Raw genomic sequence first — 25,783 nt, forward strand, 5'->3', positions numbered from 1 at the left:
GACGTTTCACCGATGCTAGGCCATGTCGCCGTCCGGCTGGCCCAGGCGCTCGTCGTCATGCTCGTCATGTCGGTGCTGGTCTTCGTCGGCGTCTATGCGATCGGCAACCCGATCGACGTGCTGATCGGCCCCGATGTCAGCCAGGAACTGCGCCTCCAGACCATTGCTCAATACGGGCTCGACCGGCCGCTCTGGGAACAGTACCTGACCTTCCTCGGCCGCGTGCTGCATGGCGATTTCGGCCGCTCCTTCGTCTTCGGCATGCCGGTGATGGACCTTATCCTGTCGCGTCTGCCGGCGACGCTGGAACTGACGCTGGCCGCCGTCTGCGGCGCCGCGCTGATCGGCATTCCCGCCGGAATCTATGCCGGCTACAGACCGGACGGCTTCGCCTCCAAACTGATCATGACCGTCTCGATCCTCGGCTTCTCCGTGCCGACCTTCTGGATCGGCCTCGTGCTGATCATGGCCTTCGCCGTCGAATTGCAATGGCTGCCGGCCGGCGGGCGCGGCGAGACCGTCTCGATCCTCGGCGTCGAGTGGAGTTTCCTGACGCTGAACGGCCTGAGCCATCTGCTGTTGCCGGCGCTGAACCTCGCCTTCTTCAAGCTCGCCCTGATGACGCGTCTCGCCCGGGCCGGCACGCGCGAGACCATGCTGTCGGACACCGTGAAATTCGCCCGCGCCGCCGGCCTCTCCGAATGGACCGTGCTGCGCCGGCATGTGCTCAGGCTGATCGCGATCCCGCTCGTCACCGTCTTCGGGCTCGAGTTCGGCTCGACGCTCGCCTTCGCGGTGGTCACCGAGACGATCTTCTCCTGGCCCGGCATCGGCAAGCTGATCATCGATTCCATCCAGTCGCTCGACCGGCCGGTGATGGTCGCCTATCTGATGCTCGTCGCCTTCGTCTTCATCACCATCAACTTCCTCGTCGATCTCGCCTATGTCGGTCTCGATCCGCGGCTCAGGAAGGGAGCTGCGCGATGAAGGACGCTTCCCCCGTCGCCCGCTTCTGGGGCGAGTTCCGCGAAAGCAGGACCGCAGTCATCGCGCTCGCCGTGGTCGTGCTGATCATCGGCATCGCCCTGTTGGCCCCGCTCGTTGCACCTCAGAACCCGTACGACCTCGCCAATCTCTCGCTTTCCGACGCGCGCCGTCCGCCGGGCTATGTCGGCGAGGGCGGCTATACGCATTGGCTCGGCACGGATGCGCAGGGGCGCGACCTGCTCTCGGCCATCCTCTACGGCCTGCGCATCTCCCTGCAGATGGGGCTGGTCGCGGGCGCCATCGCCTTCACGCTCGGCGTCGCGCTCGGCATCGGAGCAGCCTATGCCGGCGGGCGCCGCGAGGCCTTCATCATGCGCGTCATCGACCTGCAGCTCGCCTTCCCGGCGATCCTGCTCGCGCTGGTGCTCTCGGCCCTGCTCGGCCAGGGCAAGATGCAGCTCATCGCCGCGCTCGCCGCCGCGCAATACGCCTATTTCGCCCGCACCGCCCATGGCGCGGCCTCGGCCGAGCGTGGCAAGGACTATGTCGAGGCCGTGCTCTCGACGCCGTTGCCGGGCTGGCGCGTGGTGCTGCGCCACATCTTCCCGAACTGCCTGCCGCCCCTGATCGTGGTCGCGACCGTGCAGGTCGCCAATGCCATCGCGCTGGAGGCGACGCTCTCCTTCCTCGGGGTGGGCCTGCCGGTGACCGAGCCCTCGCTCGGGATGCTCATCTCCAACGGCTTCCAGTACATGCTCTCGGGCCGCTACTGGATCTCGATCTATCCGGGCATCGCGCTGATCGTGCTGATCGTCGCGATCAACCTCGTCGGGGACCGCATCCGCGATCAGGTCAATCCGAGGCTGAAGCGATGAGCGACGCGCCTCTCCTCGAGGTCGCCGACCTCGCGACCCATTTCCATGCGCGCGCCGGGGTGGTGAAGGCGGTCGATGGTGTCTCCTTCACGCTGAAGCGCGGCGAGGTGATGGGGCTCGTCGGCGAATCCGGCTCGGGCAAGAGCATCACCGGCTTCTCGATCATCGGCCTGATCGATCCGCCCGGCCGCGTCGAGCCCGGCTCCTCGGTGAAGCTGGAAGGGCGCGAACTCGTCGGTTTGCCTCCCGCCGATCTGCGAAAAATCCGCGGCAAGCAGATCTCGATGGTCTTCCAGGACCCGATGATGACGCTGAACCCGATGCTGACCATCGGGACGCAGATCAGGCTGGCCCTGGAAGCGCATGAGACGGTCTCGGGCGCCGAGGCGCGCCGCCGCGCCGTCGCGGCGCTGGCGCAGGTCCGCATTCCCGATGCCGAGGCGAAGGTCGATTTCTACCCGCACCAGTTCTCGGGCGGCATGCGCCAGCGCGTCGCCATCGCGATCGCCCTGCTGCACCGGCCGAAGCTGATCATCTGCGACGAGCCGACGACGGCCCTCGACGTCTCGGTGCAGGCCGAAATCCTGTCCGAGATGAAGGAGCTGGTGGCCGAGCTCGGCACGGCGCTGATCTGGATCAGCCATGACCTCGCCGTCGTCGCCTCACTCGCCGACCATGTCTGCGTTATGCGCCACGGCAGGATCGTCGAGGCCGGGCCGACGCTGTCGGTGCTGACCCACCCGCAGCACCCCTACACGCAGGCCCTGCTCGACGCGCTGCCCTCTCGCTCCGAGCCCGGCAAGCTGCTCGCCGGGGGCGTCGGCTCCGATGTCGCGCCGCCGCCGCGCGCCGCGAAGCAGGCGGCCCCGGCCGTCACTGACGCCGCTCACTATGTCCGCATCGAACATGTCGCCAAGCGCTTCGCCCAGACGCCCGGACTGTTCCGCAAGCTCGCGCAGAAGGCCGGCCTGTCGAAGGCACCGGCCGCGGTGCAGGCGGTCGACGACGTCACGCTGGTGCTGAAGCGCGGCGAGGCGCTCGGCCTTGTCGGCGAATCCGGCTCCGGCAAGTCGACGCTCGGGCGCGTCGCCGCCGGCATCTATGCGCCCGACAGCGGCTCCGTTCGTATCGACGGTGCGCCGGTGATGAGCGCGGGCGAGCAGCCGCACAAGGTCACGACGCGGGTCCAGACCATCTTCCAGGACCCGTTCGCCTCGCTCAATCCACGCATGACGGTCGGCGACAGCATCGCCGAGGGACCGCTGGCACATGGGCTCGTCGAGCGCGCGCAGGCCAAGGCCTATGTCCGGCAATGGCTCGCGGCGGTCGGGCTCAATCCCGATTTCGCCGACCGCTACCCGCACCAGTTCTCGGGCGGCCAGCGCCAGCGCGTCGCCATCGCCCGCGCGCTCGCGATGCAGCCGGATGTCGTCGTCTGCGACGAACCGGTCGCCTCGCTCGACGTCTCCATCCAGGCGCAGATCATCAACCTGCTGATCCGCCTGCGGCAGGAACTCGACCTGACGCTGATCTTCATCTCGCACGACCTCTCGGTCGTCCGCCATCTCTGCGACCGCGTCGCGATCATGTATCGCGGCCGGATCGTCGAAAGCGGCCCGGCCGGCGAGATCTACGACCACCCGCAGCACGATTATACCAAGCGCCTGCTCGCCGCCGTGCCGGTGCTGCCGGGCACTGCGACGACCTGAGGAGACCGCCATGACGAGCCAGCCCAACGAACTCCTGCCCTGGCAATGGCCGGAAGAGGTCTGGCGCGGAAAGGTCGAGCAAGTGCGGGCCGGCCGCAATCTCAAGCCGGCTAAGTGGAAGAACGGCGCGCGCTGCGCGGTGGCGCTCTCCTTCGACGTCGACCACGAGACCAACGAACTGCGCGACGGCGGCAAGTCGGTCGGCCGCCTGTCCTGGGGCCAGTACGGCAACCGCGTCGGCGTGCCCCGCATCCTCGACCTCCTGAAGCGGCAGGACATTCCGGCGAGCTTCTTCGTCCCTGCCGTCACCGCCCTGCTCTACCCGGACGAGCAGCGCCGCATCATCGGTGCCGGCCACGAGATCGGTCTCCATGGCTGGATCCACGAGGTCAACACGGCGGTGCCGCCCGCAAACGAGCGCGAACTGCACCTGCGTTCGGCCGATACGCTGGAGAAGGTCACCGGCGTCCGCCCCGTCGGCATGCGCACCCCGTCCTGGGATTTCTCCGATGTCACGCTCTCGATCGAGCGCGAGCTCGGCCTGCTCTACGATTCCTCGCTTTTCGCCGATGACGACCCCTACGAGATCGTCGAGAAGGGCGAACCGACCGGCATCGTCGAGCTGCCGGTCGAGTGGATTCGCGACGACGCGCCCTATCTCAGCATGAACCGCTTCCAGGGCTTGAGGCCCTATACCTCTCCGGAAGCGGTCTTCGACATCTTCCGCCGCGAGTTCGAGGGCGCCTATGCCGAAGGCGGGCTCTTCCTGCTGACCATGCACCCGCATGTCATCACCTATCGCTCACGCTTCTGGATCCTCGAGGAACTGGTGCGCCTGGCCAAGGCCAAGGGCGATTGCTGGTTCGCGACCCATGCCGAGATCGCGGCCTATGTGAAGGCGCAGGCGGGTATCTGATCGCCTACCCAAGGGAACCACTGCCCGATTCCCGCCGTTTTCGCTTCATCGGGGGTTCAGGCCGGAAGCGGCCTGATACCCGCACGTTGAAACGAACGACGGGAAAAAAGATGCGCACGAAACGCTGGTTGCTGGTCGGGACCGTCCTGCCGGCCCTCGTCCTTTCGCAAGCCGGGCAGGCCTTCGCCGAGGCCGGATATCGGGTCGCCCAGGCCCCCGCCGCCGGAGACGATGACCCGCGCGGGCCGCGGCGCCCGCAGCAGCCGGGCGCTCACCCCGGCCAGCGCGGCCCGGAAAGGCCTGCCGCTCCGACGGCGCCCGCCCAGCCGCAGGCGCCGCGCCCGCCACAGATGCAGCCCGCCCCGTCTGTCCCGCGGCCGCAGCCGCCGGCCATGCCCGCGCCCCAGCCGCGTGCCGAGCCGCCAGCCGCGCGTCCGCAGCCGGAACGTCCCGCCATGCCGCGTGAAGCTCCCCCGGCGCCCCGCGCAGCGCCGTCCCCGAGCGAGGCGCCTGCAGCCCGCCCGACACCGCCGCGCCCACCGTCCGAACCGACGGCTCCGACGCCGCCGCGCGCAACGCCTCAGCCGGGTTCCGGCGCGCCGCCCTCAGCCGCTCCGCGTGGTGGTCCGGCCGTGCCGCCCTCTGCTGCGCCGACTCAGCCCCGCCCGCCGGGAACGCCTCCTTCGGCGGCTCCGAGCGCGCCATCCCAGCCGGGTACCGGCTCACCGCCGTCGGCCGTTCCGCGTGGCGGCCCGGCCGTTCCGCCTTCGGCTGCGCCGACCCAGCCCCGTCAGCCGGGAACGCCGCCGTCCACGGCGCCGGCGGCTCCGTCTCAGCCGGGTGCGGGTGCGCCACCATCCGCCGTTCCGCGCGGTGGCCCCGCCGTTCCGCCTTCGGCCCAGCCTTCACAGCAGCGTCCCCCGGCTGCGGCGCCCCAACCCGCCGCGCCTGCTGCCCCGACGCCGCCTCCGCCCGCAGGGACAGCTCCCGCCCAACCTTCGCGTCCCGCTCCCGGAACGTCTCCGGCCGGAGCGCCCGGCGCACCGGTGCCCGCTCAACCCGGCGCCGCAGCTCCGACTGCGCCGGCAGGCGCCGCGCCGGCCCAGCCGAACCGCCCGGCTCCCGGAATGCCATCCGGCGGGGCGCCCGGCACGGCCCCGCAGTCCGGCGCCACTCCGGCTCAGCCGCCGGCCGGTGGTCCGGGCCAGCCGCCCCAGCGTGAGGGCCGTCGCGGCGGCATCTCGCCGGGCGTCGCCGGGGCGATCGGCCTCGGTGCCGGCGTCCTCGGCGGCATCATGGCGACGCAAGGGGCGCAGCGCTTCGACGACATCCGCCGGGAGCGGCGGGAGCAGCGCGAGGGCGATCTCACCATCATCCGCGAGCCCGGCCGCACCATCATCCGCGACGATGACGGCCGCGCCATCATCCGCCGCGACGAGGACCAGCGTTTCCGCGATCTCGGCTGGCAAGGCCGCTCCGAGCGTCGCGGTGACGAGACCCGCACGATCTTCGAGCGGCCCGACGGCACGCGGATCGTCACTGTCACGGACGAACAGGGTCGGCTGATCCGCCGGACCCGCATCGACCGCGACAACCGCGAGGTGATCATCATCGACAACACGCTGCGGGATCGCCCGGGGCGCTTCGCCGACGATGTCGTCGTGCTGCCGCCGCCGCCGCTGCCGATTCCGCGCGAGCGCTATATCGTCGATGCGGAGCGGGCCGACGAGGACCTGATCTACGAGACGATCACCGCTCCGCCGATCGCCGCGATCCCGCGCCGCTACACGCTGGACGAGGTGCGCTACTCGCCGGACCTGCGTGCCCGCATGCGCAGCGTCGATATCGACACGATCAATTTCGATACCGGCTCCTGGCAGGTTGGGCAGGACCAGGCGCGACGCCTTTCGGTGATCGCGGATTCGGTGAAGCGTGCCCTGCAGCGCTCGCCCAACGAGGTCTTCCTCGTGGAAGGGCATACCGACGCGATCGGCACCGATGTCGACAATCTCTCGCTCTCCGATCGCCGGGCGCAGTCGGTTGCGGAAATCCTGACGCGCGACTTCCAGATTCCGCCGGAGAACCTGACCACCCAGGGCTATGGCGAGCAGTATCTGAAGGTGAACACGCAGGAAGCCTCGCGCGAAAACCGGCGCGTCACGCTCCGGCGCATCACCCCGCTGCTCAGCGGCCAGAACCAGTGACGACCCGGCGGGGCGGCTCTCGAAGCAGCCCCGCTCTTCATCAGGCGCAGGGAACAGCCGTTCCCTGCGCCTGTTTCATCGGCTGAGGAAAAGTCCGATGGGAGACGACGCCATGATAAAGTTCACCCTGGCGCTGACGGGCCTGATCGCTGCGATGATGTTCGTGGCTCCAGCGGCGCAGGCCCAGAATCCGCCTCCGCCCCCGTCATCGACGACGAAGCAGCGCATACCGGGCGCGCCGCCCGTGCCTCGCCCCGACGAGGCCAGCCGCGCGAAACCCGATGATCGAGGCAAGGTCCAGGGTGATCGGCGCGGCCAGAACGGCGAGCGCCCCCCGCTGCAGCCGGACCGCGAACTGCCCATGCCCAAGCCGGTGCCCTCCATCATCGCACCCAGCCGCTAGAATCGACGGATTCAGATTCGGGTAAGATTCGCTGCCTAACGTGGCGGCGAGGGAGGAGAGCATGAGCGACTCACCTTTTCTGATCGCGGAGAGCTTCGTCACCATGCGTGCCGAGGCCACGCGGCATGTCTTGCAGACCGAGATGGTCAAGCAGCAGGCCGATGCCGAGAAGGGCCTGGTCGAGATGCTGGAGCGCAGCATCGAGGAGCAGAAGGCCGCGCTGCCCTTGGGTCAGGGCCAGCATCTCGACGTTACCGTCTGACCCCCTGATCCTCTGGCAACAGACCTGACGCCCGCGCATGGTTGCGCGGCGGCGTTGTGCTGCCTGCGCCGGTTGCGTCCCGGCCGCGACGCTTCTAACCTCCGTTTCGTTCCGAGGGGTGCCCGCAAGGGCTGAGACGGCTTTCGAAGCTGAACCCATCGAACCTGATCCGGGTCATACCGGCGGAGGGACTGGAACGCGGCGCGGCCCTGGCCTGCATCCGCATCACAGCACTTGAACCGCTTCGACGCCGGATCTCCTGACCTGTACCAAGGAGGAGATCCTCATGAATGCCCATACCGAACCCCAGAAGAACAGCGCCAAGACCGCGCCCAAATTCTCAGCCCCGACCGGCGTGACGACCGGGCCGATCATCGGCTCTCGCAAGATCTATGTCGCCGCGCCCGAGCATCCCGACATGCGCGTGCCCTTCCGTGAGGTCGTGCTGACGACCGATGCCGAGCCGCCGGTGCGTCTCTACGATCCTTCAGGCCCCTTCACCGAAACCGATGCGAAGATCGATCTCAATGCCGGTCTCGTCCAGCCGCGCCGCGCCTGGCTCGATGCGCGCGGCTTCGAGCAGGTGGCGGGACGCGCCGTCACCGCTGCCGATAACGGCAATATCTCAGCCGAGCAGCTCGTTCCCGCCTGCCCCGCCGAGCGTCCGATCCTGCAGGCGAAGCCCGGCCAGCTCACGACGCAGTACGAGTTTGCCAGGGCCGGCATCGTCACGCCCGAGATGATCTATGTCGCCCATCGCGAGAACCTCGGCCGCGCCGCCATGCTGGAAGGGGCGCGCGAGCGCCACGCCGATGGCGAGAGCTTCGGCGCGAGCGTGCCGGAATTCGTGACCCCCGAATTCGTCCGCGAGGAGATCGCCCGCGGCCGCGCCATCATCCCGGCCAACATCAACCACCCCGAACTGGAGCCGATGGCGATCGGCCGCAATTTCCTGGTCAAGATCAACGCCAATATCGGCAACTCGGCCGTGACGTCGGGCGCTGCCGAGGAGGTCGAGAAGCTGGTCTGGGCGATCCGCTGGGGCGCCGACACGGTGATGGACCTCTCCACCGGCCGCAACATCCACAACATCCGTTCCTGGATTTTGCGCAACTCCCCGGTCCCGATCGGCACGGTGCCGATCTATCAGGCGCTGGAGAAGGTCGGCGGCGATCCGATCAAGCTCGACTGGGAGGTGTTCAAGGACACGCTGATCGAACAGGCCGAGCAGGGCGTCGACTATTTCACCATCCATGCCGGCGTGCGCCTGCCTTACGTCCCGCTGACGGCCAATCGCGTCACGGGCATCGTCTCGCGCGGTGGCTCGATCATGGCGCGCTGGTGTCTCGCTCATCACAAGGAGAGCTTCCTCTACGAGCGTTTCGACGAGATCTGCGAGATCATGCGCCGCTACGACGTCTCGTTCTCGCTGGGCGACGGCCTGCGTCCGGGCTCGATCGCCGACGCCAACGACCGCGCCCAGTTCGCCGAGCTGGAGACCCTGGGCGAGCTTACCAAGATCGCCTGGGACAAGGGCTGCCAGGTGATGATCGAGGGCCCCGGCCATGTGCCGATGCACAAGATCAAGGAGAACATGGACAAGCAGCTCCGCGAATGCGGCGAAGCGCCCTTCTACACGCTCGGACCGCTGACGACTGATATCGCGCCGGGCTATGACCACATCACCTCGGGCATCGGGGCGGCGATGATCGGCTGGTATGGCTGCGCCATGCTCTGCTACGTCACGCCGAAGGAACATCTCGGCCTGCCCGACCGCGACGACGTCAAGACCGGTGTCATCACCTACCGGATCGCGGCCCATGCGGCCGATCTCGCCAAGGGCCACCCGGCGGCGAAGATCCGCGACGATGCGCTGTCGCGCGCCCGTTTCGATTTCCGCTGGGAGGACCAGTTCAACCTGGCGCTCGACCCCGACACGGCACGCTCCTTCCATGACGAGACCCTGCCGAAGGACGCCCACAAGGTCGCGCATTTCTGCTCGATGTGCGGCCCGAAATTCTGCTCGATGAAGATCACGCAGGACCTGCGCGCCGAGGTTCTGGCGATGAGCGACAACGAGCGCGCCAGCCTTGAAGCCATGGCAGCGGAAGGCATGGCGGCGAAGTCGAAGGAATTTCTCGACAAGGGCGGGAGTATTTATCTACCTGCTGCTGAATGAGCGCTTTCAGCGAAAAGCTCGACGCGGGCAGCGTCGCATCGATCCTCGCGCGGGTGGCCAGGCGCTGCCCGCGCATTCATTGCCTGACCAATACGGTGGCGCAGAACGTCACCGCCAACATGCTGCTTGCCGTCGGCGCCGTGCCCTCGATGGCAAGTCATCCCGACGAGGTCGAGGCTGTCGCCGCGGGAGCGGGCGCGATCCTGATTAATCTCGGCACGCTCAGCCTCGAGGGCGAGCGCGCCATTCCGAAGCTCGTCGCCACGGCGCGGGAGCGCCGCATCCCGCTGGTGCTGGACCCGGTCTTCGTGGAGCTCTCGCCCTTGCGGCTGCGGCTGGTCGGCGACGTGCTCGCACTGTTCGACGTGCTGGTGCGCGGCAACGCCACGGAAATGGCGGTGCTGGAACCGCTTTTCGCGCTGAGGCGGGACATCGTGCGCGTCACCACCGGCGCGGTCGACCGCATCGAGGCGGAGGATCGCAGCTTGTCGGTTACGCACGGCCATGAGCTGATGAGCAAGGTGACCGGCCTCGGCTGCGCATCGAGCGCGCTGGTTGCGGCCTGCCGGGCGGTCGAGCCCGATCCCGTCATTGCCGCTGGCGCCGCGCTGACCGCCTATGGCATCGCCGGCGAGATCGCGGCCGAGCGTGCGGCTGGGCCCGGCAGCTTCGCGGTGCACCTGGTCGACGCACTGGCCGGACTCGACGAGGCTGCGCTCGCAGCGCGGATGGGCTGAAGCCATCACCCACCATTGTCCTCCCGCACGCGCCGCAGCAGGTGAGTGCGGCGTCGCGTGCGGGGTCGTTCGCAGGAAAAGGCGACCTCTCGTCATGCGGTCCGGTGTCTGCGTCGCACCCGCTCCCGTGCCGCGACGCGCTGCCCGTTACTGCGTCGGTGTCAACGGCAGCGGCGCGGGCTTGGGGCGCGTCTTCGGCTTGGCGGCAGGCTTCGGCTCGGTATTGAGCCCGAGCCGGGCGCGCAGCGAGGCGGCCCGCGCCTCCGTGATGCGGGCGCCGCAAAAGCCGAACTGGCCTTCGCGCTGGAAATCCCGGCAGATCATCTCGCGCTCGGCCGAGAAGCCGGCCTGCTCGCGGGCGATCACGCGTTGCTCGACGGCATCGGATTTGGCGGTCAGCGTCCGGTAGCCCTCGCGCACGGCGCGCTCGGCGCTGCCGCGCGCCTTCTCGATTTCCTTGGCCTGGCCCGCGACGGTGCGCGCATCGGGCCCCCACAGTCCGCGCGGGTCGATCCGGCATTGCGCGGCCTGCACGATGCAGGGCTCGGCCGGCTCGACGACGAGGAAGGCGCCGTCGAGCACGTCGAAGACGATCGGGCAGACCGGCGCCTCCAGCTTGTAGCGCGGCACGCCGGCCGGGCGCCCGAGTGCGGTGACGGGAAGGGCTGCGTCGCCGAAGGACACCGCACAGGGTTCGACCAGATTGGCGCTTTCGAAGCCGTCGACATTGAGCTTGAGCCCATAACCCGTCGCGGTCTTCGAGAAGACCGCCTCGCCATGATGTCCATGGCGATACAAGGACTTGCCGAGGATGGCGTCCTCGCCGGCGACCTTGATGGCGGGCATGCTGGGCGGCTTCGGTGCGGCCGGAGCGCCGGGCTGGGAGGGGGCGGCCTGCTGGGTTCCCGGCGCGTTGAACGGCTGGGCGCCGGGCAGTTGCAGTGGCTGCGCATGGGCCAAGGTCACGGTTGCCGCGAAGGTCAGCCAGGCGAGGATGAGGCGCATCGGTCTTGTCATGACGGCACAGCGAAACCGGAACGGCCTTTCTGCATGCAGGCGCGGGCGGGCTCACGCAAGGACGGGAAGGTCACACTCGCTCGGAAAGCGCGCCCCGCGGTGATTTGAGCGGCGCTCGCCGATTCTTAATCGGCTCGCCTGTCTTGCAAGGGGTGGAACACCCTCACTATATACGCCGCCAAGGGGCGGTTTAACCACCGTCAAACGTGGAATGCCGGTTTCGTTCGCCGCTGAAGCGGGGGCGATCCGGTCCATGGGCCGGCAGGCGGCGCACAAACGTCGCAGGTCGGCGATCTGCTCAATCGAAAGGGATCCCATCCATGGGTAAAGTCATCGGTATCGACCTCGGCACGACCAATAGCTGCGTTGCAGTGATGGAAGGAACGACGCCCAAGGTCATCGAGAATTCGGAAGGCGCGCGCACCACGCCCTCCATCGTCGCCATCACGGATGACGGCGAACGCCTTGTCGGCCAGCCTGCGAAGCGCCAGGCCGTCACCAACCCGGAGCGCACCTTCTTCGCGATCAAGCGCCTCATCGGCCGGACCTTCGACGATCCGATGACGCAGAAGGACCTGTCGCTCGTTCCCTACAAGATCAAGAAGGCCTCTTCGGGCGACGCCTGGGTCGAAGCCGACGGCAAGGACTATTCGCCGTCGCAGATCTCGGCCTTCACCCTGACCAAGATGAAGGAGACGGCGGAGGCTTATCTCGGCCAGCCGGTCACCCAGGCCGTCATCACGGTTCCTGCCTATTTCAACGACGCCCAGCGCCAGGCGACGAAGGATGCCGGCCGCATCGCCGGCCTCGAGGTGCTGCGCATCATCAACGAGCCGACGGCGGCGGCGCTGGCCTATGGCCTCGACAAGAAGCAGGCCGGCACCATCGCGGTCTATGATCTCGGCGGCGGCACCTTCGACGTTTCGATCCTCGAGATCGGCGACGGCGTCTTCGAGGTGAAGTCGACCAATGGCGACACCTTCCTCGGCGGCGAGGACTTCGACATGCGCCTCGTCGAATATCTTGCGGACGAGTTCAAGCGCGAGCAGGGCATCGACCTGAAGAAGGACAAGCTCGCTCTCCAGCGCCTGAAGGAAGCCGCCGAAAAGGCCAAGATCGAGCTGTCGACCACGGCCCAGACCGAGATCAACCTGCCTTACATCACGGCGGACGCCTCGGGTCCGAAGCACCTCGCCATCAAGCTCTCGCGCGCCAAGTTCGAGAGCCTGGTCGACGATCTGATCCAGCGCACCATCGAGCCCTGCAAGAAGGCGCTCAAGGATGCCGGCCTGTCGGCGGGCCAGATCGACGAGGTCGTCCTCGTCGGCGGCATGACCCGCATGCCGAAGGTTCAGGAGGTCGTGAAGCAGTTCTTCGGCAAGGAGCCGCACAAGGGCGTCAACCCCGACGAGGTCGTCGCCATTGGTGCCGCGGTCCAGGCCGGCGTCCTCCAGGGCGACGTCAAGGACGTGCTGCTGCTCGACGTGACCCCGCTCTCGCTCGGCATCGAGACGCTGGGTGGTGTCTTCACGCGCCTGATCGACCGCAACACCACGATCCCGACCAAGAAGAGCCAGGTTTTCTCCACCGCCGAGGACAATCAGAACGCGGTGACGATCCGGGTCTTCCAGGGCGAGCGCGAGATGGCGGCCGACAACAAGCTGCTCGGCCAGTTCGACCTGATGGGCATTCCGCCGGCCCCGCGCGGCATGCCGCAGATCGAGGTGACCTTCGATATCGACGCCAACGGCATCGTCTCCGTGACGGCGAAGGACAAGGCCACCAACAAGGAGCAGCAGATCAAGATCCAGGCTTCCGGCGGTCTCTCCGAGGCCGACATCCAGAAGATGGTGAAGGATGCCGAGGCGAACGCCGCAGAGGACAAGAAGCGCCGCGAGGTGGTCGAGGCCAAGAACCAGGGCGAGAGCCTCGTTCACTCGACCGAGAAGTCGCTGAAGGATTATGGCGACAAGGTCTCCGAGGCCGACAAGTCGGCGATCGAGACCGCCGTCGAGGCGCTCAAGACCGCTCTGACCGGTGAGGACGCCGAGGCCATCCAGGCCCGCACCAACGAGCTGATGCAGGCTTCGATGAAGCTGGGCGAGGCGATGTATGCGGCGAGCCAGGCCGAAGGTGCCGCCGCCGAGGGCGAGACGGCCGAGGACGCCAAGAAGGACGACGTCATTGACGCCGACTTCAAGGACGTCTCGGACGACAAGAAGAAGAGCGCGTGATCGCGCGTTCGTAACGCAAGCGGCGTCATGGCCGGGCTCGCCCCGGCCATCTCGTCCGGGAATTGCAGGCTCTTCGGATGGCCGGGCTCGCTGCCCGGCCATGCCGCGTCAAAGCTGCGGGGACACACGTTTCGATGTCGAAGCGCGATTACTACGAGATTCTCGGCGTCAGCCGGACCGTGACGGAGGTCGAACTCAAGACCTCCTTCCGCAAGCTCGCGATGCAGCATCATCCGGACAAGAATCCCGGCGACAAGGAAGCCGAGATCAAGTTCAAGGAAATCAACGAGGCCTATCAGGTCCTCTCCGACGGCCAGAAGCGCTCGGCCTATGACCGCTTCGGTCATCAGGCCTTCGAGAACGGCGGCGGCGGTGCCGGCGGCAATGCCGATTTCTCCGATTTCATGTCGGATATCTTCGATTCCTTCTTCGGCGATGCAAGGCGCGGCGGTGCGCGGGGCGCCAATGGCCGCGAGCGCGGCGCCGACCTGCGCTACAATCTCGAGATCGGGCTGGAAGAGGCCTTCACCGGCAAGAACGAGTCGATCCGGGTGCCGACCTCGGTCTCCTGCGAATCCTGTTCGGGCACCGGCGCCAAGCCCGGCTCGAAATCGCGCCAGTGCCCGACCTGCGGCGGCCATGGCCGCGTGCGTGCCAACCAGGGCTTCTTCTCGGTCGAACGGACCTGCCCGACCTGCTCGGGCCGCGGCGAGGTCATCGACGACCCCTGCAAGAACTGCCAGGGCGCCGGCCGCGTCACGCGCGAGCGCACGCTCTCGGTGAACATCCCCGCCGGTGTCGAGGACGGCACGCGGATCCGCCTTGCCGGCGAGGGGGAGGCCGGCCTGCGCGGCGGGCCTGCCGGCGATCTCTACATCTTCCTGTCGATCAAGCCGCACGCGATCTTCCAGCGTGACGGCGCCGACCTGTTTTGCCGCGTGCCGATCGGGCTGGTCTCGGCCGCGCTCGGCGGCGAGATCGAGGTGCCGACGCTGTCTGGCGAGCAGGCCCGCGTGAAGATTCCCGAGGGTACCCAGACCGGCAAGCAGTTCCGCCTGAAGGCCAAGGGCATGAGCGTTCTGCGCTCGCGAGATGTCGGCGACCTCTATATCCAGGTTGTGGTCGAGACGCCGCAGAAGCTGACGGCGCGCCAGCGCGAATTGCTGGAGGAGTTCGAGCGCGAGAGTTCGCACACCAACCACCCGGAGACGGCCGGCTTTTTCGGCAGGGTCAAGGATTTCCTCGGCGGGCTCGGCGGCACGGCCTGACCGGTCATCGAAGCCAGACATGGAAAAGGCCGCCCCGGAGGGCGGCCTTTTTGTTGCCGAGGGGGTGTCAGACCTTGTCGACGGCCTTCTTGACCGCGTCCTTGCCCTTGCCGAGCGCCTGCTGGGCCTCGCCCTTCAGTTCCTGAGCAGCGCCCTCGGCTTCCCATTCCGGCTTGTTGAACGCCTTGCCAGCGGCCTGCTTGACGTTACCGGCGGCCTCGTTGGCCAGGCCCTTGATCTTGTCGGTCGTGCTGCCCATTGCGGTATCTTTCCTGAAGGAGCGGCCCCCAGCCGTTTTCCGCTGAAAGAACCGGCACTGCGCGGAAAGGTTCCGGATCTCAGGGCGCGATTTCCGCCTGAGCGGCGAGCGCCCGCAAGGCTTCGCCCGTCGCCGCATCGGCCGGGAAGAATGTCTCCAGCGCCAGTTCCGATAAGGTGACGTCGACGGGCGTGCCGAACACGGTGGTCGTCGAGATCAGCGACAGCGTGACGTCCCCGAGCTTCAACTGCATGGGCACCACGATCGCGGCTTCCGCCTCGGCTTCGTAGCGCGTGCCTGCGCCGGGATGGGAATAGCCCATCAGCTCGCCCAGTAATTCGCCGAGTTGCGCGTCTGCCGTCGCCCGGACCTGCTGGCGCAGTCTCGCCAGGAGATGGGCACGCCATTCCGCGAGATTGACGATGAAGGGCGCAAGCCCCTGCGGATGGAGCGACAGGCGCAGCACATTGACGGGCGGCTTCAGCAATTCCGCGTCGGCGACGAGGCCGAGCAGGCGCATCACCGCGTTGTTATAGGCCAGCAGCGTCCAGTGCCGGTCGACGGCGACGGCCGGGTAAGGTTCGTGCCCCTTGAGGATCAGGTCGATCGCGCTGCGGGCGGCATCGAGCGAAGGGTCTTCCAAAGAGCGCTCCGGATAAATCGGTGCATATCCCGCCGCCAGCAGCAGCGCGTTGCGCTCGCGCAGGGGCACGCCGAGATGTTCGGCCAGCAGCAGCACCATCTCGCGACTGGGCCGCGAGCGGCCGCTTTCGATGAAGCTCAGATGCTTCTGCGAGATCTCGGCTTCGAGCGCGAGGTCGAGCTGGCTGAAGCGGCGGAGCTGGCGCCAGTCGCGCAGGAGCGCGCCGATCGGGGGAGGCTGATGTGTGTTCATGGCGAAGAAGCTAGCGACGCCGGTGCGTCGTTCCAATTACCTCCCGCTTAATCGACCGGCCAACGCGGTTCCGTCAGCATTCCCTCATCGCAACGGGCCTGAGGCCCAGAACCCGGGAGAATAACATGTCGCTCATCCAGTCCTCGCCCCTGCTGCGCACCGCTCTCGCCCTCGATGCCGCCGCCTGCGCCGGCATGGGCCTCATCCTCGCTGCCGCGGCCGGGCCGCTCGCCGTCTCGCTCGGCCTGCCCGCGGATTTCCTGCGCGGCGCCGGGCTCGTGCTTTTGCCTTGTGCGGCTCTGCTCGGCTGGTTCGCCAGCCGCAAGGTTCTGCCGCGTCTCGCCGTCTATGCCGTGATCGGCGTCAACCTGCTCTGGATCGCCGACAGCATCGCGATCCTGCTGATGGGCTGGTTCGCGCCGACCGGGCTCGGCATTGCCTTCGTCCTGGCGCAAGCGGCCGCGGTCGCCATCGTCACCGAGCTCGAAGTGATCGGCTTCAGGCGCTCGGGCGCGGCCCTGCCTGCCGGCGACGCTGCGGTCCTTCGCTGAAAATCGTCATCTGACTGTCGCATGGGCTGACTAGCCGACGGGTCTCTGTTTCCCTCAGCGGTGAGATCCCATGCGCCAGCCCCTCGTCCTCGCGGCTCTCGCCGCTGTCCTGCTCAGCGGCACGGCCATGGCCGAGCCGCTTTTCAACCGGATCGCCACCTTCTCCGTGCCGCAGAACCTGCCGGCCGATCGCGATCCCGCCAAGAAGACCGTCTCCGAGATCATCGCCGCCAATGGCGACGGCACGCTGCTCGCCTATACCGATGCGGAGCAGAAGGCGCTGGGCATCATCGATATCGCCGATCCCGCCAATCCCAGGCCGGCCGGCTTCGTGCCGCTCGAAGGCGAATCCACCTCGGTCACGATCCTCGGCGACAAGGCCTTCGTCGCAGTCGTCACCTCCGGCGACAATTTCAAGGAGCCGGCCGGCCATCTCGCCACGGTCGACCTCAAGACGAAGCAGGTTGTGGCCAAGTGCGATCTCGGCGGTCAGCCCGACTCGGTGACGCTGACCAAGGACAAGGGCAAGATCGTTATCGCCATAGAGAACGAGCGTGACGAGAAGCTCAACAAGGGCGCGCTGCCGCAGCTTCCCGTCGGCAATCTCACCCTGATCGGCATCAAGGACGGCGCCATCGACTGCGCCACCCGCCAGGTCGTCGACATGACCGGGCTCGCCACCGTCGAGCCGACCGACCCCGAGCCGGAATTCGTCGATGCGAACCAGGACGGGCTCGTCGTGGTGACGCTGCAGGAGAACAACCACCTCGTCATCGTCGATTCGAAGACCGGCAAGGTCGTGACGCATTTCTCCGCCGGCTCGGTCGACCTGAAGAACATCGACAAGACCCGTGACGGCAGGATCAGCCCGACCGAGGAGCTGAAGGGCGTGGCGCGCGAGCCCGACGCGGTGCGCTGGCTCGACAATGACCGCTTCGTCACCGCCAACGAGGGCGACTGGAAGGGCGGCTCGCGCGGCTTCACGATCTTCCGCAAGGACGGCACGGTCGAATTCGATTCCGGCTCCGATGTCGACCATATCGCCATGCGGCTGGGCCATTATCCCGAGAAGCGCTCGGCCGCGAAGGGCAGCGAGCCCGAGGGCATCGAGGTCGCGACCTATGGCAATGACCGCCTGATCTTCGTCGGGCTGGAACGTGCCTCGCTGGTGCTGGTCTACAAGGACGAGGGTGCGGGCAAGGCGCCGCGCTTCCTCCAGGCCTTGCCGACCGGCATCGGCCCGGAAGGCCTGCTCGCGATCCCGCAGCGCGACCTCTTCGTTTCGGCCTCCGAGACCGATGTCGGCGAGAAGGGCGGCGCGCGTTCGGCAGTGATGGTCTATCGCCGCGCCGAGCAGGCGGCCGCCTATCCGACGATCCAGTCCGCCGACGAGAACGGCCTGCCGATCGGCTGGGGCGCACTGTCCGGCCTTGCCGCTGATCGGACAGTGCCCGACAAGCTTTTCTCCGTCACCGACAGCGCCTATACGCCCTCGCGCATCCTTGAGATCGACGCGGCCCAGAAGCCCGCGAAGATCACGGGCGCCATCACCGTGACCAAGGACGGCAAGCCCGCTTCTTACGACCTCGAGGGCATCGCGACCCGCGAAGGCGGCGGCTTCTGGCTGGCCTCCGAGGGCAATCCCGAGAAGAAGGATGCGCCGCTCGCCGACAAGCTGCTGCGTGTCTCGGCCAAGGGCGAGGTCGAGGAGGAGATCGTCCTGCCGGAAGCGCTCGCCAGGCACGCGGTTCGCTTCGGCTTCGAGGGCGTGGCGGTGACCGGCACGGGTGCGGACGAGACCGTCTGGCTCGCTGTCCAGCGCGAGTGGAAGGACGATCCCAAGGGCAAGGCCAAGATCCTCTCCTACAAGCCGGCGAGCAAGGAATGGGGCGTGCTGCACTATCCGCTGTCGCAGCCGGCCGCGGGCTTCTGGATGGGCCTGTCGGAGCTGGTCTCCCTTGGCGACGACCGCTTCGCTGTCATCGAGCGCGACAACGGCTTCGGCGCCAAGGCGGTGAAGACGCTCCAGACCTTCTCGGTGAAGGGTCTGAAGCCTGCCGCGATCGGAGCGGCGGAGATCCCGACCGTGACGAAGACCCTGCTGCGCGACCTGACGCCCGACCTGATGAAGGCCGGCGGCTACGGTCTCGACAAGGTCGAGGGCATGGCGGTCGACAAGGCCGGCAACCTCTTCGTCGTCACCGATAATGACGGCGTCGACGATTCCTCCGGCGAGACCCAGTTCTTCGCCTTCGGCCCGCTGCCGCGCTGAGCATCGCGCAAAAGAAAAGCCCCGGATGCGGTCCGCATCCGGAGCAAGGCGCCTGGCTGTTTGACTGGAGAGCCAGGTGGGAGGAGTGGTTACCAGCCGGCGAGCACGGCGCCCTTGAAACGCTCGGCGATGAAGCTCTTGATCTCGGGGCTCTGATAGACATCGACCAGCGTCTTGACCCAGGGCTTGTCCTTGTCGGCCGCGCGGACCGCGATCAGGTTGACATAGGGGCCCTTGGCATCTTCGCGCAGGATGGCGGAAGTCGGATCGATCTTGGCATCGACGGCATAGTTGGTGTTGATCGCGGCAGCCGCGACATCGGCCAGCGAGCGCGGGGTCTGCGCGGCTTCCAGCTCGATGAGCTTGAACTTCTTCGGGTTGGCGGTGATGTCGGCGACCGTCGGCTTGAAGCCGACGCCGTCCTTCAGCTTGATCACGCCCTTGTCCTGCAGCAGCAGCAGGATGCGGCCGCCATTGGTCGGGTCGTTCGGGATGGCGATCGTGGCGCCGTCCGGGATCTCGGCCCAGCTCTTGTACTTCGTCGAGTAGATGCCGATCGGGAAGTTCACGGTCAGGCCGACCTTGACGATCTTGTAGCCGCGATCCTTCACCTGGTTGTCGAGATAGGGCTCGTGCTGGAAGGCGTTGGCATCGAGCTCGCCGGCGTCCAGCGCCTGGTTCGGCACGACATAATCGGAGAACTCGGTGATCTTGAGGTCGAGGCCCTTCTGCGCCGCGAGCGGCTTCACCTTCTCGAAGATCTCGGCATGCGGGCCGGGGGTGACGCCGATGCGGAGCACCTGGGCCTGGGCGAAGGCCGGGCCGGCCGCGAGGGCAAGCGAGAAGCCGGCGCCGATGGCAGCGCGGCGAGTGAAAGAGGCGGTCATGATGCGGTTTCCTTTGGTCTGAAGCGAATGGGATGAAGCGTCAGGCGTGACGCAGGCGCTTGTTGAGATGGCGGGCGAGCCGGTCACCGATGCTTTGGACGAGCTGGACGAGGACGATGAGCACGGCGACGACCACCGCCATCACGTCCGGCATGAAACGCTGGTAGCCGTAGCGGATGCCGAGATCGCCGAGCCCGCCGCCGCCGACCGCGCCGACCATGGCCGAGAAGCCGATCAGGCTGACGAGCGCCAGCGTCAGGCCGAGCACGATCGCCGGCAGGGCCTCGGGCACCAGCACCTTGCGCACGATCTGCACGGGTGTGGCGCCCATGGCGCGCGCGGCTTCGACCAGTCCCTGATCGACTTCGCGCACCGCGCCTTCGATCAGCCTTGCAATGAAGGGCGTGGAGGCGACGGTCAGCGGCACGATTGCAGCAGCCGTTCCGATCGAGGTCCCGGCGACCAGGCGCGTGAACGGGATGATCGCGACGACGAGGATGATGAAGGGTGTCGATCGCGTGGCATTGACCAGCGTGCCGAGCAGGAGGTTGGCGGCAGGAGCCGCGAACAATTCGCCGCGCTTGCTGGTGGCGAGGAAGACGCCGAGCGGCAGGCCGAACAGCGTCCCGAGCCCGGCCGCGACCGCGACCATGGCCAGCGTGTCCAGCGTCGACTGGGCGATGAGGTTGATCAGTTCAGGAGACATGGCCGACGACCTCCGCCTTGAGTCCGAGGCTCTTCAGGGCGCCGAGCACGGCATCGCTTTCCGGTGCGCGCGAGGGCACCGAGACGAGCAGGCTGCCGAAGGGCTGGCCGGCGATGGCGTCGATCCGCCCGGCCAGGATGTTGACGTCGACGCCGACGATGGCGCTCAGCCGGCTGATCACCGGGGCGGTGGCGTTCTCGCCGAGGAAGGTGATGCGCAGCACGATATTGTCGCCGGGACGTGCGTCCTTGCGGATGCGATGGGCGAGATGCTCGGGCACCTCGACGCCGGTCACCGTCTCGACGAAGCTTGCCGTCGTCGGATGCTGCGGGTTGGTGAAGACATCGAAAGTCTCGCCCTGCTCGACGATGCGCCCGCCCTCGATCACGGCGACCCGGTCGCAGATCTCCTTGATGACGGGGATCTCGTGCGTGATCAGCAGGATGGTGATGCCGAGCTCGCGGTTGACCTGCTTCAGCAGCGCGAGGATCGAGCGCGTCGTCTCGGGGTCGAGCGCTGAGGTCGCCTCGTCGCAGAGCAGTACCTTCGGATCGGTTGCGAGCGCGCGGGCAATGCCGACGCGCTGCTTCTGTCCGCCCGACAGCTCGGCCGGATAGCGCGCGCTCTTGTCGGAAAGGCCGACCAGCGCAAGAAGGCGCTCGACCTTCGCCGCGATTTCGGCCTTGCCGGCGCCCGCGATCTCCAGCGGCAGCGCGACATTGTCGAAGACCGTGCGCGACGAGAGCAGGTTGAAATGCTGGAAGATCATGCCGATCCGCCGGCGCTGCTGGCGCCAGCCGGATTCGCTGAGGCCCGTAACATCCGTGCCTTCGATCAGGATGCGGCCCTCGGTGGCACGCTCCAGCCCGTTGACGAGGCGGATCAGCGTTGACTTGCCGGCGCCGGAGCGCCCGATCACGCCGAGGATGGTGCCGGCGGGCACGTCGAGATCGATGCTGGCGAGCGCGGCGACCGGCTGCTGGCCGCGGCGGCCCGGATAAGTCTTGCCGACCTGCTCGAAGCGGATGGCCGGTTTGGGCAAGGCAAGGGGCAAGGGAACGGATGTTATTCCGGCATCGAGCGTGCCGGGTCTGACGGGGGCGTTCATCATGTCCTCAGAAATGCGTGTGGCAGGACCAGTGGGCGATGCCGAGCTGCTCGATGGTCACGTCATGGACCGAGCGGCGCTGGTCGTCCGCGGTCGCGGCGTCGAGCGGGTCGAAACTGGCGGGAACGGCCTCGGCGAACCAGTTCGCGATGCCGTTCCAGAGGGTGGAGAGGAGCCGCATCGCCGCCTCACGAAGCCAGCAGCAGAGGCGAGCGCCGCAGCGTGCGGGAGAGCCGGCGTGCGGCGGTCTCGGCGGCGCCGGGCGTCGCGAAGCGCTGGCCGTCCAGCGCCCGGAAGGCGGCGGAGGCCGAGACGAAGGTGAAGTCGCGCTCGTCGGAGCGGCGGCTCACGAGCCCGATCTGGGCCTCGCCGAGCTCGATGACATAGGCTTGCTGCGCCGGGCGGGCCCGGCCGGGAAGAGACTGAATCTGGGACATGAAACTGCCTTTCGCCGCTCGGGCGGCGTTCGTCGAAACGATCGTTAGAGGATGGCCTTTCGGCCTCGCGATCTCAGCGTCGACAGCGGCAGGACATTCGGCGGAAGCGGGTCTGGCTTCGGCTCGTTCCGGCAATGGTCATGTCAGTCTCCTCGATCTGGAGCCCACGACCCGGTCGTGGCGCTTTAGCGTTTGGTGACGCGGCGCAAGCTGCTGCTCAAATCTCCGCGGCTCCCCGATCGCTCCGGGAACACCTGCAATCTGATCAAGATCGTCCTCTTTGTCAACCGGTTCGTTCTTTTGAAGAAACGGGGCGGCAGAGAAGGATTTTCTCCGCGTGCTCTTTGCGCCTCGCCAAGGATGCGGCAATGCGCGGCTTGACGAAGCCGGGGAAGCGGGGCCATCTGCGGCCATGCAGGCTCGCGCCGCCCTTCTCGATCGTCTTCGCCGCTCCGGGCTGGGTGCCTGGCTGGCGATGGCCTACGCGCTTTGCGTCATGGCTCTGGCGCTCGCGCCGGCGCCGGCCTTGGCGACGCTGAGCGGCCATGACGGCGTCGTGCTCTGCTCCGGCGCGCCGGTGCCGGATGACGGCCAGCAGGTCCCGCTTGGCGATCTCGCCCATTGCAAGGGCTGCCCGCTCAATCCCGTTCTCGCCGGCCCGCCGATCGAGGCCGCGCCGGCGCCGGGGCGGCTCGCCACGCGCCTGGCAGTGCCTGAGCTGCTGGCGGAAGGCTTGCCGCATCGTTTCGCGGCCGGGCTTGCGCAATCGCGCGCGCCGCCGCTGGGCTGAAACCTCAGCCTGCCCACCTGCATCCAATTCCGGCCTGTCCGCTCTGCCATGAGCGACGGCACCTCTTCACGAGGCTGCGCCAGCGGCCCGTTCGTTCAGGATATCCATCATGAAGCTTTCCTATTCGCTCGCCGCCGTGGCTCTCGTGCTCTCGGCCGGCTTCGCAACGGCCCATGAGTTCAAGGCCGGCCCGCTCAAGATCGGCCATCCCTGGTCGCGTGCCACGCCGGCCGGCGCCAAGGTCGGCGGCGGCTATCTCTCGATCGAGAACACCGGCACGACCGTCGACCGTCTGGTCTCGGTTTCGGTGCCCTTCGCAGGCCGTTCCGAAATCCATGAAATGGCGGTCAAGGACGGCATCATGACGATGCGGCCCCTGGACAATGGCATCGAGCTGCCGGCCGGAACGAAGGTCGAGTTCAAGCCGGGCGGCTATCACATCATGTTCATGGAGCTGAAGCAGCAGCTCAAGCAGGGCGAGATGATGAAGGGCACGCTGACCTTCGAGAAGGCCGGGACCGTCGATGTCGAGTTCAAGGTCGACGCAATCGCGGCCAAGGGCAGCGAGGGCGAGCACAAGGGGCACTGAGTGCCGCGCTGATTGCCGAAAAATCTGCGGGTAACCCCTCTCCTGTAAGGAGAGGGGCAGGGGTGAGGTGTCGGCCCCTGGACCAGTTGCGCTGGTCCTCACCGCAGCAGCGGTCAGGTCGCGCTCAAGCGTCCAACGGCCTACCCCTCACCCTGCCCTCTCCCTACGGGAGAGGGTTCCCCGCGCTTTTGTCGGCAGCGTTGGGCCTCAGATCTTCGCGCGCGGATCGCGCTTCGCGAGCCGCGACAGCAGATAATCGACCTCGGCCCTGGCAGCGGCGCTGAGGACCGAGCCCGGCTTGCGCTGGGCGTCGTGGCTGAGGATGCCGCGCTTCATCATCGTGTACTTGCGCACGGCAAGGCCGACGCCCTGCTGCTGCTCGTAGCGCATCAGCGGCAGATGCGCGTCGAAGATGTCATGGGCCTCGTCGCGCTTGCCGGCCTTCTGCAGCCGCACCACGTCGATCAGCAGTTCCGGGAAGGCATAGCCGGTATTGGCGCCGTCGGCGCCGCGCTCCATCTCGAAATCGAGGAAGAGGCCGCCATTGCCGGTCACGATCGAGATCGGACGGAGCGAGCCTTCCTTCTGGAACTTGCGCAGCGTCGAGATCTTCTCGAGACCCGGCCAGTCCTCATGCTTCAGCATCACGCAGGACGGGTTGTCCATGACGATCTTGCGGATCACGGCGGGCGTCATAACCACCGAGAGCGTCAGCGGATAGTCCTGAATGACGAAGGGGATGTCGCTGCCGATCGCCTCGACGGCCTGGGCGTAATAGCCGGTGATCTGGTCGTCGGTGCGCAGCGAGGGGGGCGGGGCGATCATCACGCCGCCGGCGCCGAGATCCATCGCCTGCCGGGCGAGCGAGCGCATCGCGGCGAAGCCGGGCGCCGAGACGCCGACGATGATCGGCTTGCCGCCCATCCGGGCGACGCAGCGCTTGACCAGCTCGACCGACTCATCGGGCTCCAGCTTGGGCGCCTCGCCCATGATGCCGAGCACGGTGACACCGTCCGAGCCGATATCGTGATAAAACTGGAACAGCCGGTCTGCCGAGGCCCAGTCGACGCTGCCATCCGGGTTGAACGGGGTCGGCGCGATCGGGAAGACGCCGGAGGCGTCGGGGGTGAGGTGCATGATGCGGTCCTTGTCCTGGAGCATCGGCCCGAAAAGTGGGGTGCAATTTTCGGAAGAAGCCGATGCAGAATCAAAAACCGGGAACATCGGACCGAATGATATCCAGTCCCGTGTTCCCGGTTATCGGGTCAGGCGATGCGGGTACGGACGGTGCCGACGCCGGCGATCTCGCCCTCGAGCACGTCGCCCTTGTTCACCGAGGCGACGCCTTCCGGCGTGCCCGTGAAGATCAGGTCGCCGGGCTTCAGCTCGACGAGGCCGGAGAGATAGGCGATCGTTTCCTCGACATTCCAGATCTGCTTGGCCAGATCGGAGCTCTGGCGCACGACGCCGTTGACGGTCAGCTCGATCTTGCCTGCGCTGGGATGGCCGGCATGGCTCGCGGGCACGATCTCGCCGATCGGGCCGGAAAGGTCGAAGCCCTTGGCCATGTCCCACGGGCGGCCGGCCTTCTTGGCGACGTTCTGCAGGTCGCGGCGGGTCATGTCGAGCCCGGCCGCATAGCCGTAGACATGGGCGAGGGCTTCGGATGCGGGGATGTCCTTGCCGCCGGTGCCGATCGCGACGACGAGTTCCATTTCGTGATGGAGGTCGCCGGTCTTGGTCGGATAGGGCATATCGGCGCCGTTGATCAGCAGCGCGTCGGCCGGCTTGGTGAAGAAGAACGGGTCTTCGCGATCGGGATCATGGCCCATCTCGCGGGCATGCTCGGCGTAGTTGCGCCCGACGCAGAAGATGCGCCGCACCGGAAAGGAGCCGCCGCCTGCGACCGGAACGGCCGTCACGGCCGGCGGATCGATCACATAATTGCTCATCTGCTGCTCCCTCGTTCCGTTGTATCGGACCGCAAAGTGGAATCCACTTTGCGGACAAATCCGATGCGACCCCAATGAGCTAGATCATCGTGATCGCCTCCGCTAGGACGCGCGATGATCTAGACTTGCGCCGTTCATGGGCGAGCGGCGGCCGGACCGCAAGCGGCTTGCGGCGGCGGCTGGCCTGCGCGGCAGGCATTGCGGTCCGCTTTTCGCAAGCGCGGTACGGGTTGTGCGGCGCGTCGTTGCAAGCGGGGCGATTTGCTCCTTACATTATCCCGCCGGGAGAACCGGCGAGCCTATGGAAGGAACGGCATGTGAGTACGGGAACCGTGAAATGGTTCAATGAGACCAAGGGTTACGGCTTCATCACCCCGGATGGTGGCGGCAATGACGTCTTCGTCCATATCAGCGCGGTGACGCGGGCCGGCCTGCGCGGCCTGAACGAGGGGCAGAAGATCAGCTACGATCTCGAGCCGGATCGCAAGACCGGCAAGAACTCGGCGGTGAATCTGCAGACAACCTGAGCGTTTTTCTGCGTTCTAC

Annotated in this window: 26 protein-coding genes and 1 riboswitch; of the genes, 16 read left to right on the forward strand and 10 right to left on the reverse strand. The window is 67.3% G+C overall.

Going from position 1 to position 25,783, the window contains the following annotated elements; genetic code table 11:
• The first annotated feature begins 12 nt into the window (after positions 1–12).
• The 9 genes from J0I42_RS17045 (at position 13) to J0I42_RS17085 (ending at position 10,272) form a co-directional block, all read left to right on the forward strand.
• Positions 13–987: an ABC transporter permease gene (locus tag J0I42_RS17045; RefSeq protein ID WP_291656476.1), complete on the forward strand. Its 975-nt coding sequence runs from the start codon at positions 13–15 to the stop codon at positions 985–987.
• Positions 984–1,862: an ABC transporter permease gene (locus J0I42_RS17050; RefSeq protein ID WP_291656477.1), complete on the forward strand. Its 879-nt coding sequence runs from the start codon at positions 984–986 to the stop codon at positions 1,860–1,862. Before J0I42_RS17045 ends, J0I42_RS17050 begins: the two co-directional genes overlap by 4 nt.
• The gene (locus tag J0I42_RS17055) at positions 1,859–3,571 is read left to right on the forward strand and encodes a dipeptide ABC transporter ATP-binding protein (RefSeq protein ID WP_291656478.1); all 1,713 of its coding nucleotides are present in this window, start codon (positions 1,859–1,861) and stop codon (positions 3,569–3,571) included. The genes J0I42_RS17050 and J0I42_RS17055 overlap by 4 nt, the downstream gene beginning before the upstream one ends.
• Positions 3,572–3,581: 10 nt before the next feature.
• Entirely contained in the window at positions 3,582–4,487 is a 906-nt protein-coding gene (locus J0I42_RS17060; protein ID WP_291656479.1) for a polysaccharide deacetylase family protein, read from the forward strand.
• Positions 4,488–5,614: 1,127 nt separating this feature from the next.
• Positions 5,615–6,691: an OmpA family protein gene (locus J0I42_RS17065; RefSeq protein WP_291656480.1), complete on the forward strand. Its 1,077-nt coding sequence runs from the start codon at positions 5,615–5,617 to the stop codon at positions 6,689–6,691.
• Between the two features lie 112 nt (positions 6,692–6,803).
• The gene (locus tag J0I42_RS17070; RefSeq protein WP_291656482.1) at positions 6,804–7,094 is read left to right on the forward strand and encodes a hypothetical protein; all 291 of its coding nucleotides are present in this window, start codon (positions 6,804–6,806) and stop codon (positions 7,092–7,094) included.
• A gap of 61 nt (positions 7,095–7,155) precedes the next feature.
• Positions 7,156–7,356 carry a hypothetical protein gene (locus tag J0I42_RS17075; protein ID WP_291656483.1) on the forward strand — a complete coding sequence of 67 codons (201 nt, stop codon included), beginning with the start codon at positions 7,156–7,158 and terminating at the stop codon, positions 7,354–7,356.
• Positions 7,357–7,460: 104 nt separating this feature from the next.
• Positions 7,461–7,565: riboswitch (TPP riboswitch) on the forward strand.
• 77 nt (positions 7,566–7,642) lie between these two features.
• Complete coding sequence (thiC, locus tag J0I42_RS17080) at positions 7,643–9,535, forward strand: phosphomethylpyrimidine synthase ThiC (protein ID WP_291656485.1); 1,893 nt, start codon at positions 7,643–7,645, stop codon at positions 9,533–9,535.
• Entirely contained in the window at positions 9,532–10,272 is a 741-nt protein-coding gene (locus J0I42_RS17085; RefSeq protein ID WP_291656487.1) for a hydroxyethylthiazole kinase, read from the forward strand. Before thiC ends, J0I42_RS17085 begins: the two co-directional genes overlap by 4 nt.
• Positions 10,273–10,419: 147 nt before the next feature.
• Here the strand turns inward: J0I42_RS17085 and J0I42_RS17090 are convergent, their stop codons facing one another.
• Positions 10,420–11,277, reverse strand: coding sequence for a hypothetical protein (locus J0I42_RS17090; RefSeq protein WP_291656489.1), 858 nt, complete (start codon positions 11,275–11,277; stop codon positions 10,420–10,422).
• Positions 11,278–11,609: 332 nt separating this feature from the next.
• On the opposite strand from J0I42_RS17090, the gene dnaK reads away from it, so the two are divergent.
• Entirely contained in the window at positions 11,610–13,523 is a 1,914-nt protein-coding gene (gene dnaK, locus J0I42_RS17095) for a molecular chaperone DnaK (protein WP_291656491.1), read from the forward strand.
• Between the two features lie 134 nt (positions 13,524–13,657).
• Positions 13,658–14,791, forward strand: a complete 1,134-nt coding sequence (gene dnaJ / locus J0I42_RS17100) for a molecular chaperone DnaJ (RefSeq protein WP_291656493.1) — start codon at positions 13,658–13,660, stop codon at positions 14,789–14,791.
• A gap of 67 nt (positions 14,792–14,858) precedes the next feature.
• Here the strand turns inward: dnaJ and J0I42_RS17105 are convergent, their stop codons facing one another.
• Both J0I42_RS17105 and J0I42_RS17110 read right to left on the reverse strand, forming a co-directional pair.
• Positions 14,859–15,050, reverse strand: a complete 192-nt coding sequence (locus tag J0I42_RS17105) for a CsbD family protein (RefSeq protein ID WP_291656495.1) — start codon at positions 15,048–15,050, stop codon at positions 14,859–14,861.
• Positions 15,051–15,129: 79 nt separating this feature from the next.
• A complete protein-coding gene (locus J0I42_RS17110) occupies positions 15,130–15,945 on the reverse strand; it encodes a helix-turn-helix domain-containing protein (protein ID WP_291656497.1) in 816 nt (271 codons plus the stop codon).
• A 125-nt stretch (positions 15,946–16,070) separates the two neighbouring features.
• Here J0I42_RS17110 and J0I42_RS17115 point away from each other — a divergent pair, with 125 nt between their 5' ends.
• Together J0I42_RS17115 and J0I42_RS17120 are read left to right on the forward strand one after the other, a co-directional pair.
• Positions 16,071–16,496: a hypothetical protein gene (locus J0I42_RS17115; protein ID WP_291656499.1), complete on the forward strand. Its 426-nt coding sequence runs from the start codon at positions 16,071–16,073 to the stop codon at positions 16,494–16,496.
• 70 nt (positions 16,497–16,566) lie between these two features.
• The gene (locus tag J0I42_RS17120; RefSeq protein WP_291656501.1) at positions 16,567–18,768 is read left to right on the forward strand and encodes an esterase-like activity of phytase family protein; all 2,202 of its coding nucleotides are present in this window, start codon (positions 16,567–16,569) and stop codon (positions 18,766–18,768) included.
• 89 nt (positions 18,769–18,857) lie between these two features.
• Here J0I42_RS17120 and J0I42_RS17125 read toward each other — a convergent pair whose 3' ends face one another.
• Genes J0I42_RS17125 through J0I42_RS17145 form a run of 5 tightly spaced genes read right to left on the reverse strand, consistent with a single transcriptional unit; the run spans position 18,858 to position 21,906 of the window.
• Complete coding sequence (locus J0I42_RS17125) at positions 18,858–19,655, reverse strand: MetQ/NlpA family ABC transporter substrate-binding protein (protein ID WP_291656503.1); 798 nt, start codon at positions 19,653–19,655, stop codon at positions 18,858–18,860.
• 40 nt (positions 19,656–19,695) lie between these two features.
• Positions 19,696–20,361 carry a methionine ABC transporter permease gene (locus J0I42_RS17130; protein ID WP_291656505.1) on the reverse strand — a complete coding sequence of 222 codons (666 nt, stop codon included), beginning with the start codon at positions 20,359–20,361 and terminating at the stop codon, positions 19,696–19,698.
• On the reverse strand, positions 20,351–21,469 hold the full coding sequence (locus tag J0I42_RS17135; protein WP_291656507.1) for a methionine ABC transporter ATP-binding protein: 1,119 nt from the start codon (positions 21,467–21,469) through the stop codon (positions 20,351–20,353). The genes J0I42_RS17130 and J0I42_RS17135 overlap by 11 nt, the downstream gene beginning before the upstream one ends.
• A gap of 7 nt (positions 21,470–21,476) precedes the next feature.
• A complete protein-coding gene (locus J0I42_RS17140) occupies positions 21,477–21,650 on the reverse strand; it encodes a hypothetical protein (RefSeq protein ID WP_291656509.1) in 174 nt (57 codons plus the stop codon).
• A 7-nt stretch (positions 21,651–21,657) separates the two neighbouring features.
• A complete protein-coding gene (locus J0I42_RS17145) occupies positions 21,658–21,906 on the reverse strand; it encodes a hypothetical protein (RefSeq protein ID WP_291656510.1) in 249 nt (82 codons plus the stop codon).
• Positions 21,907–22,318: 412 nt separating this feature from the next.
• Here J0I42_RS17145 and J0I42_RS17150 point away from each other — a divergent pair, with 412 nt between their 5' ends.
• Both J0I42_RS17150 and J0I42_RS17155 read left to right on the forward strand, forming a co-directional pair.
• Positions 22,319–22,696 (forward strand): hypothetical protein, encoded by a 378-nt coding sequence (locus tag J0I42_RS17150; RefSeq protein ID WP_291656512.1) that lies wholly within the window; start codon positions 22,319–22,321, stop codon positions 22,694–22,696.
• 109 nt (positions 22,697–22,805) lie between these two features.
• A complete protein-coding gene (locus tag J0I42_RS17155; RefSeq protein WP_291656514.1) occupies positions 22,806–23,285 on the forward strand; it encodes a copper chaperone PCu(A)C in 480 nt (159 codons plus the stop codon).
• Positions 23,286–23,492: 207 nt separating this feature from the next.
• Here the strand turns inward: J0I42_RS17155 and J0I42_RS17160 are convergent, their stop codons facing one another.
• Both J0I42_RS17160 and J0I42_RS17165 read right to left on the reverse strand, forming a co-directional pair.
• Positions 23,493–24,422, reverse strand: coding sequence for a dihydrodipicolinate synthase family protein (locus J0I42_RS17160; RefSeq protein ID WP_291656516.1), 930 nt, complete (start codon positions 24,420–24,422; stop codon positions 23,493–23,495).
• Between the two features lie 128 nt (positions 24,423–24,550).
• Complete coding sequence (locus tag J0I42_RS17165; protein ID WP_291656518.1) at positions 24,551–25,237, reverse strand: fumarylacetoacetate hydrolase family protein; 687 nt, start codon at positions 25,235–25,237, stop codon at positions 24,551–24,553.
• A 317-nt stretch (positions 25,238–25,554) separates the two neighbouring features.
• On the opposite strand from J0I42_RS17165, the gene J0I42_RS17170 reads away from it, so the two are divergent.
• Positions 25,555–25,764 carry a cold-shock protein gene (locus J0I42_RS17170; protein ID WP_047581044.1) on the forward strand — a complete coding sequence of 70 codons (210 nt, stop codon included), beginning with the start codon at positions 25,555–25,557 and terminating at the stop codon, positions 25,762–25,764.
• Positions 25,765–25,783: the final 19 nt, after the last annotated feature.

This window comes from Allobosea sp. (genome assembly GCF_017308015.1).
Taxonomy (GTDB): domain Bacteria; phylum Pseudomonadota; class Alphaproteobacteria; order Rhizobiales; family Beijerinckiaceae; genus Allobosea.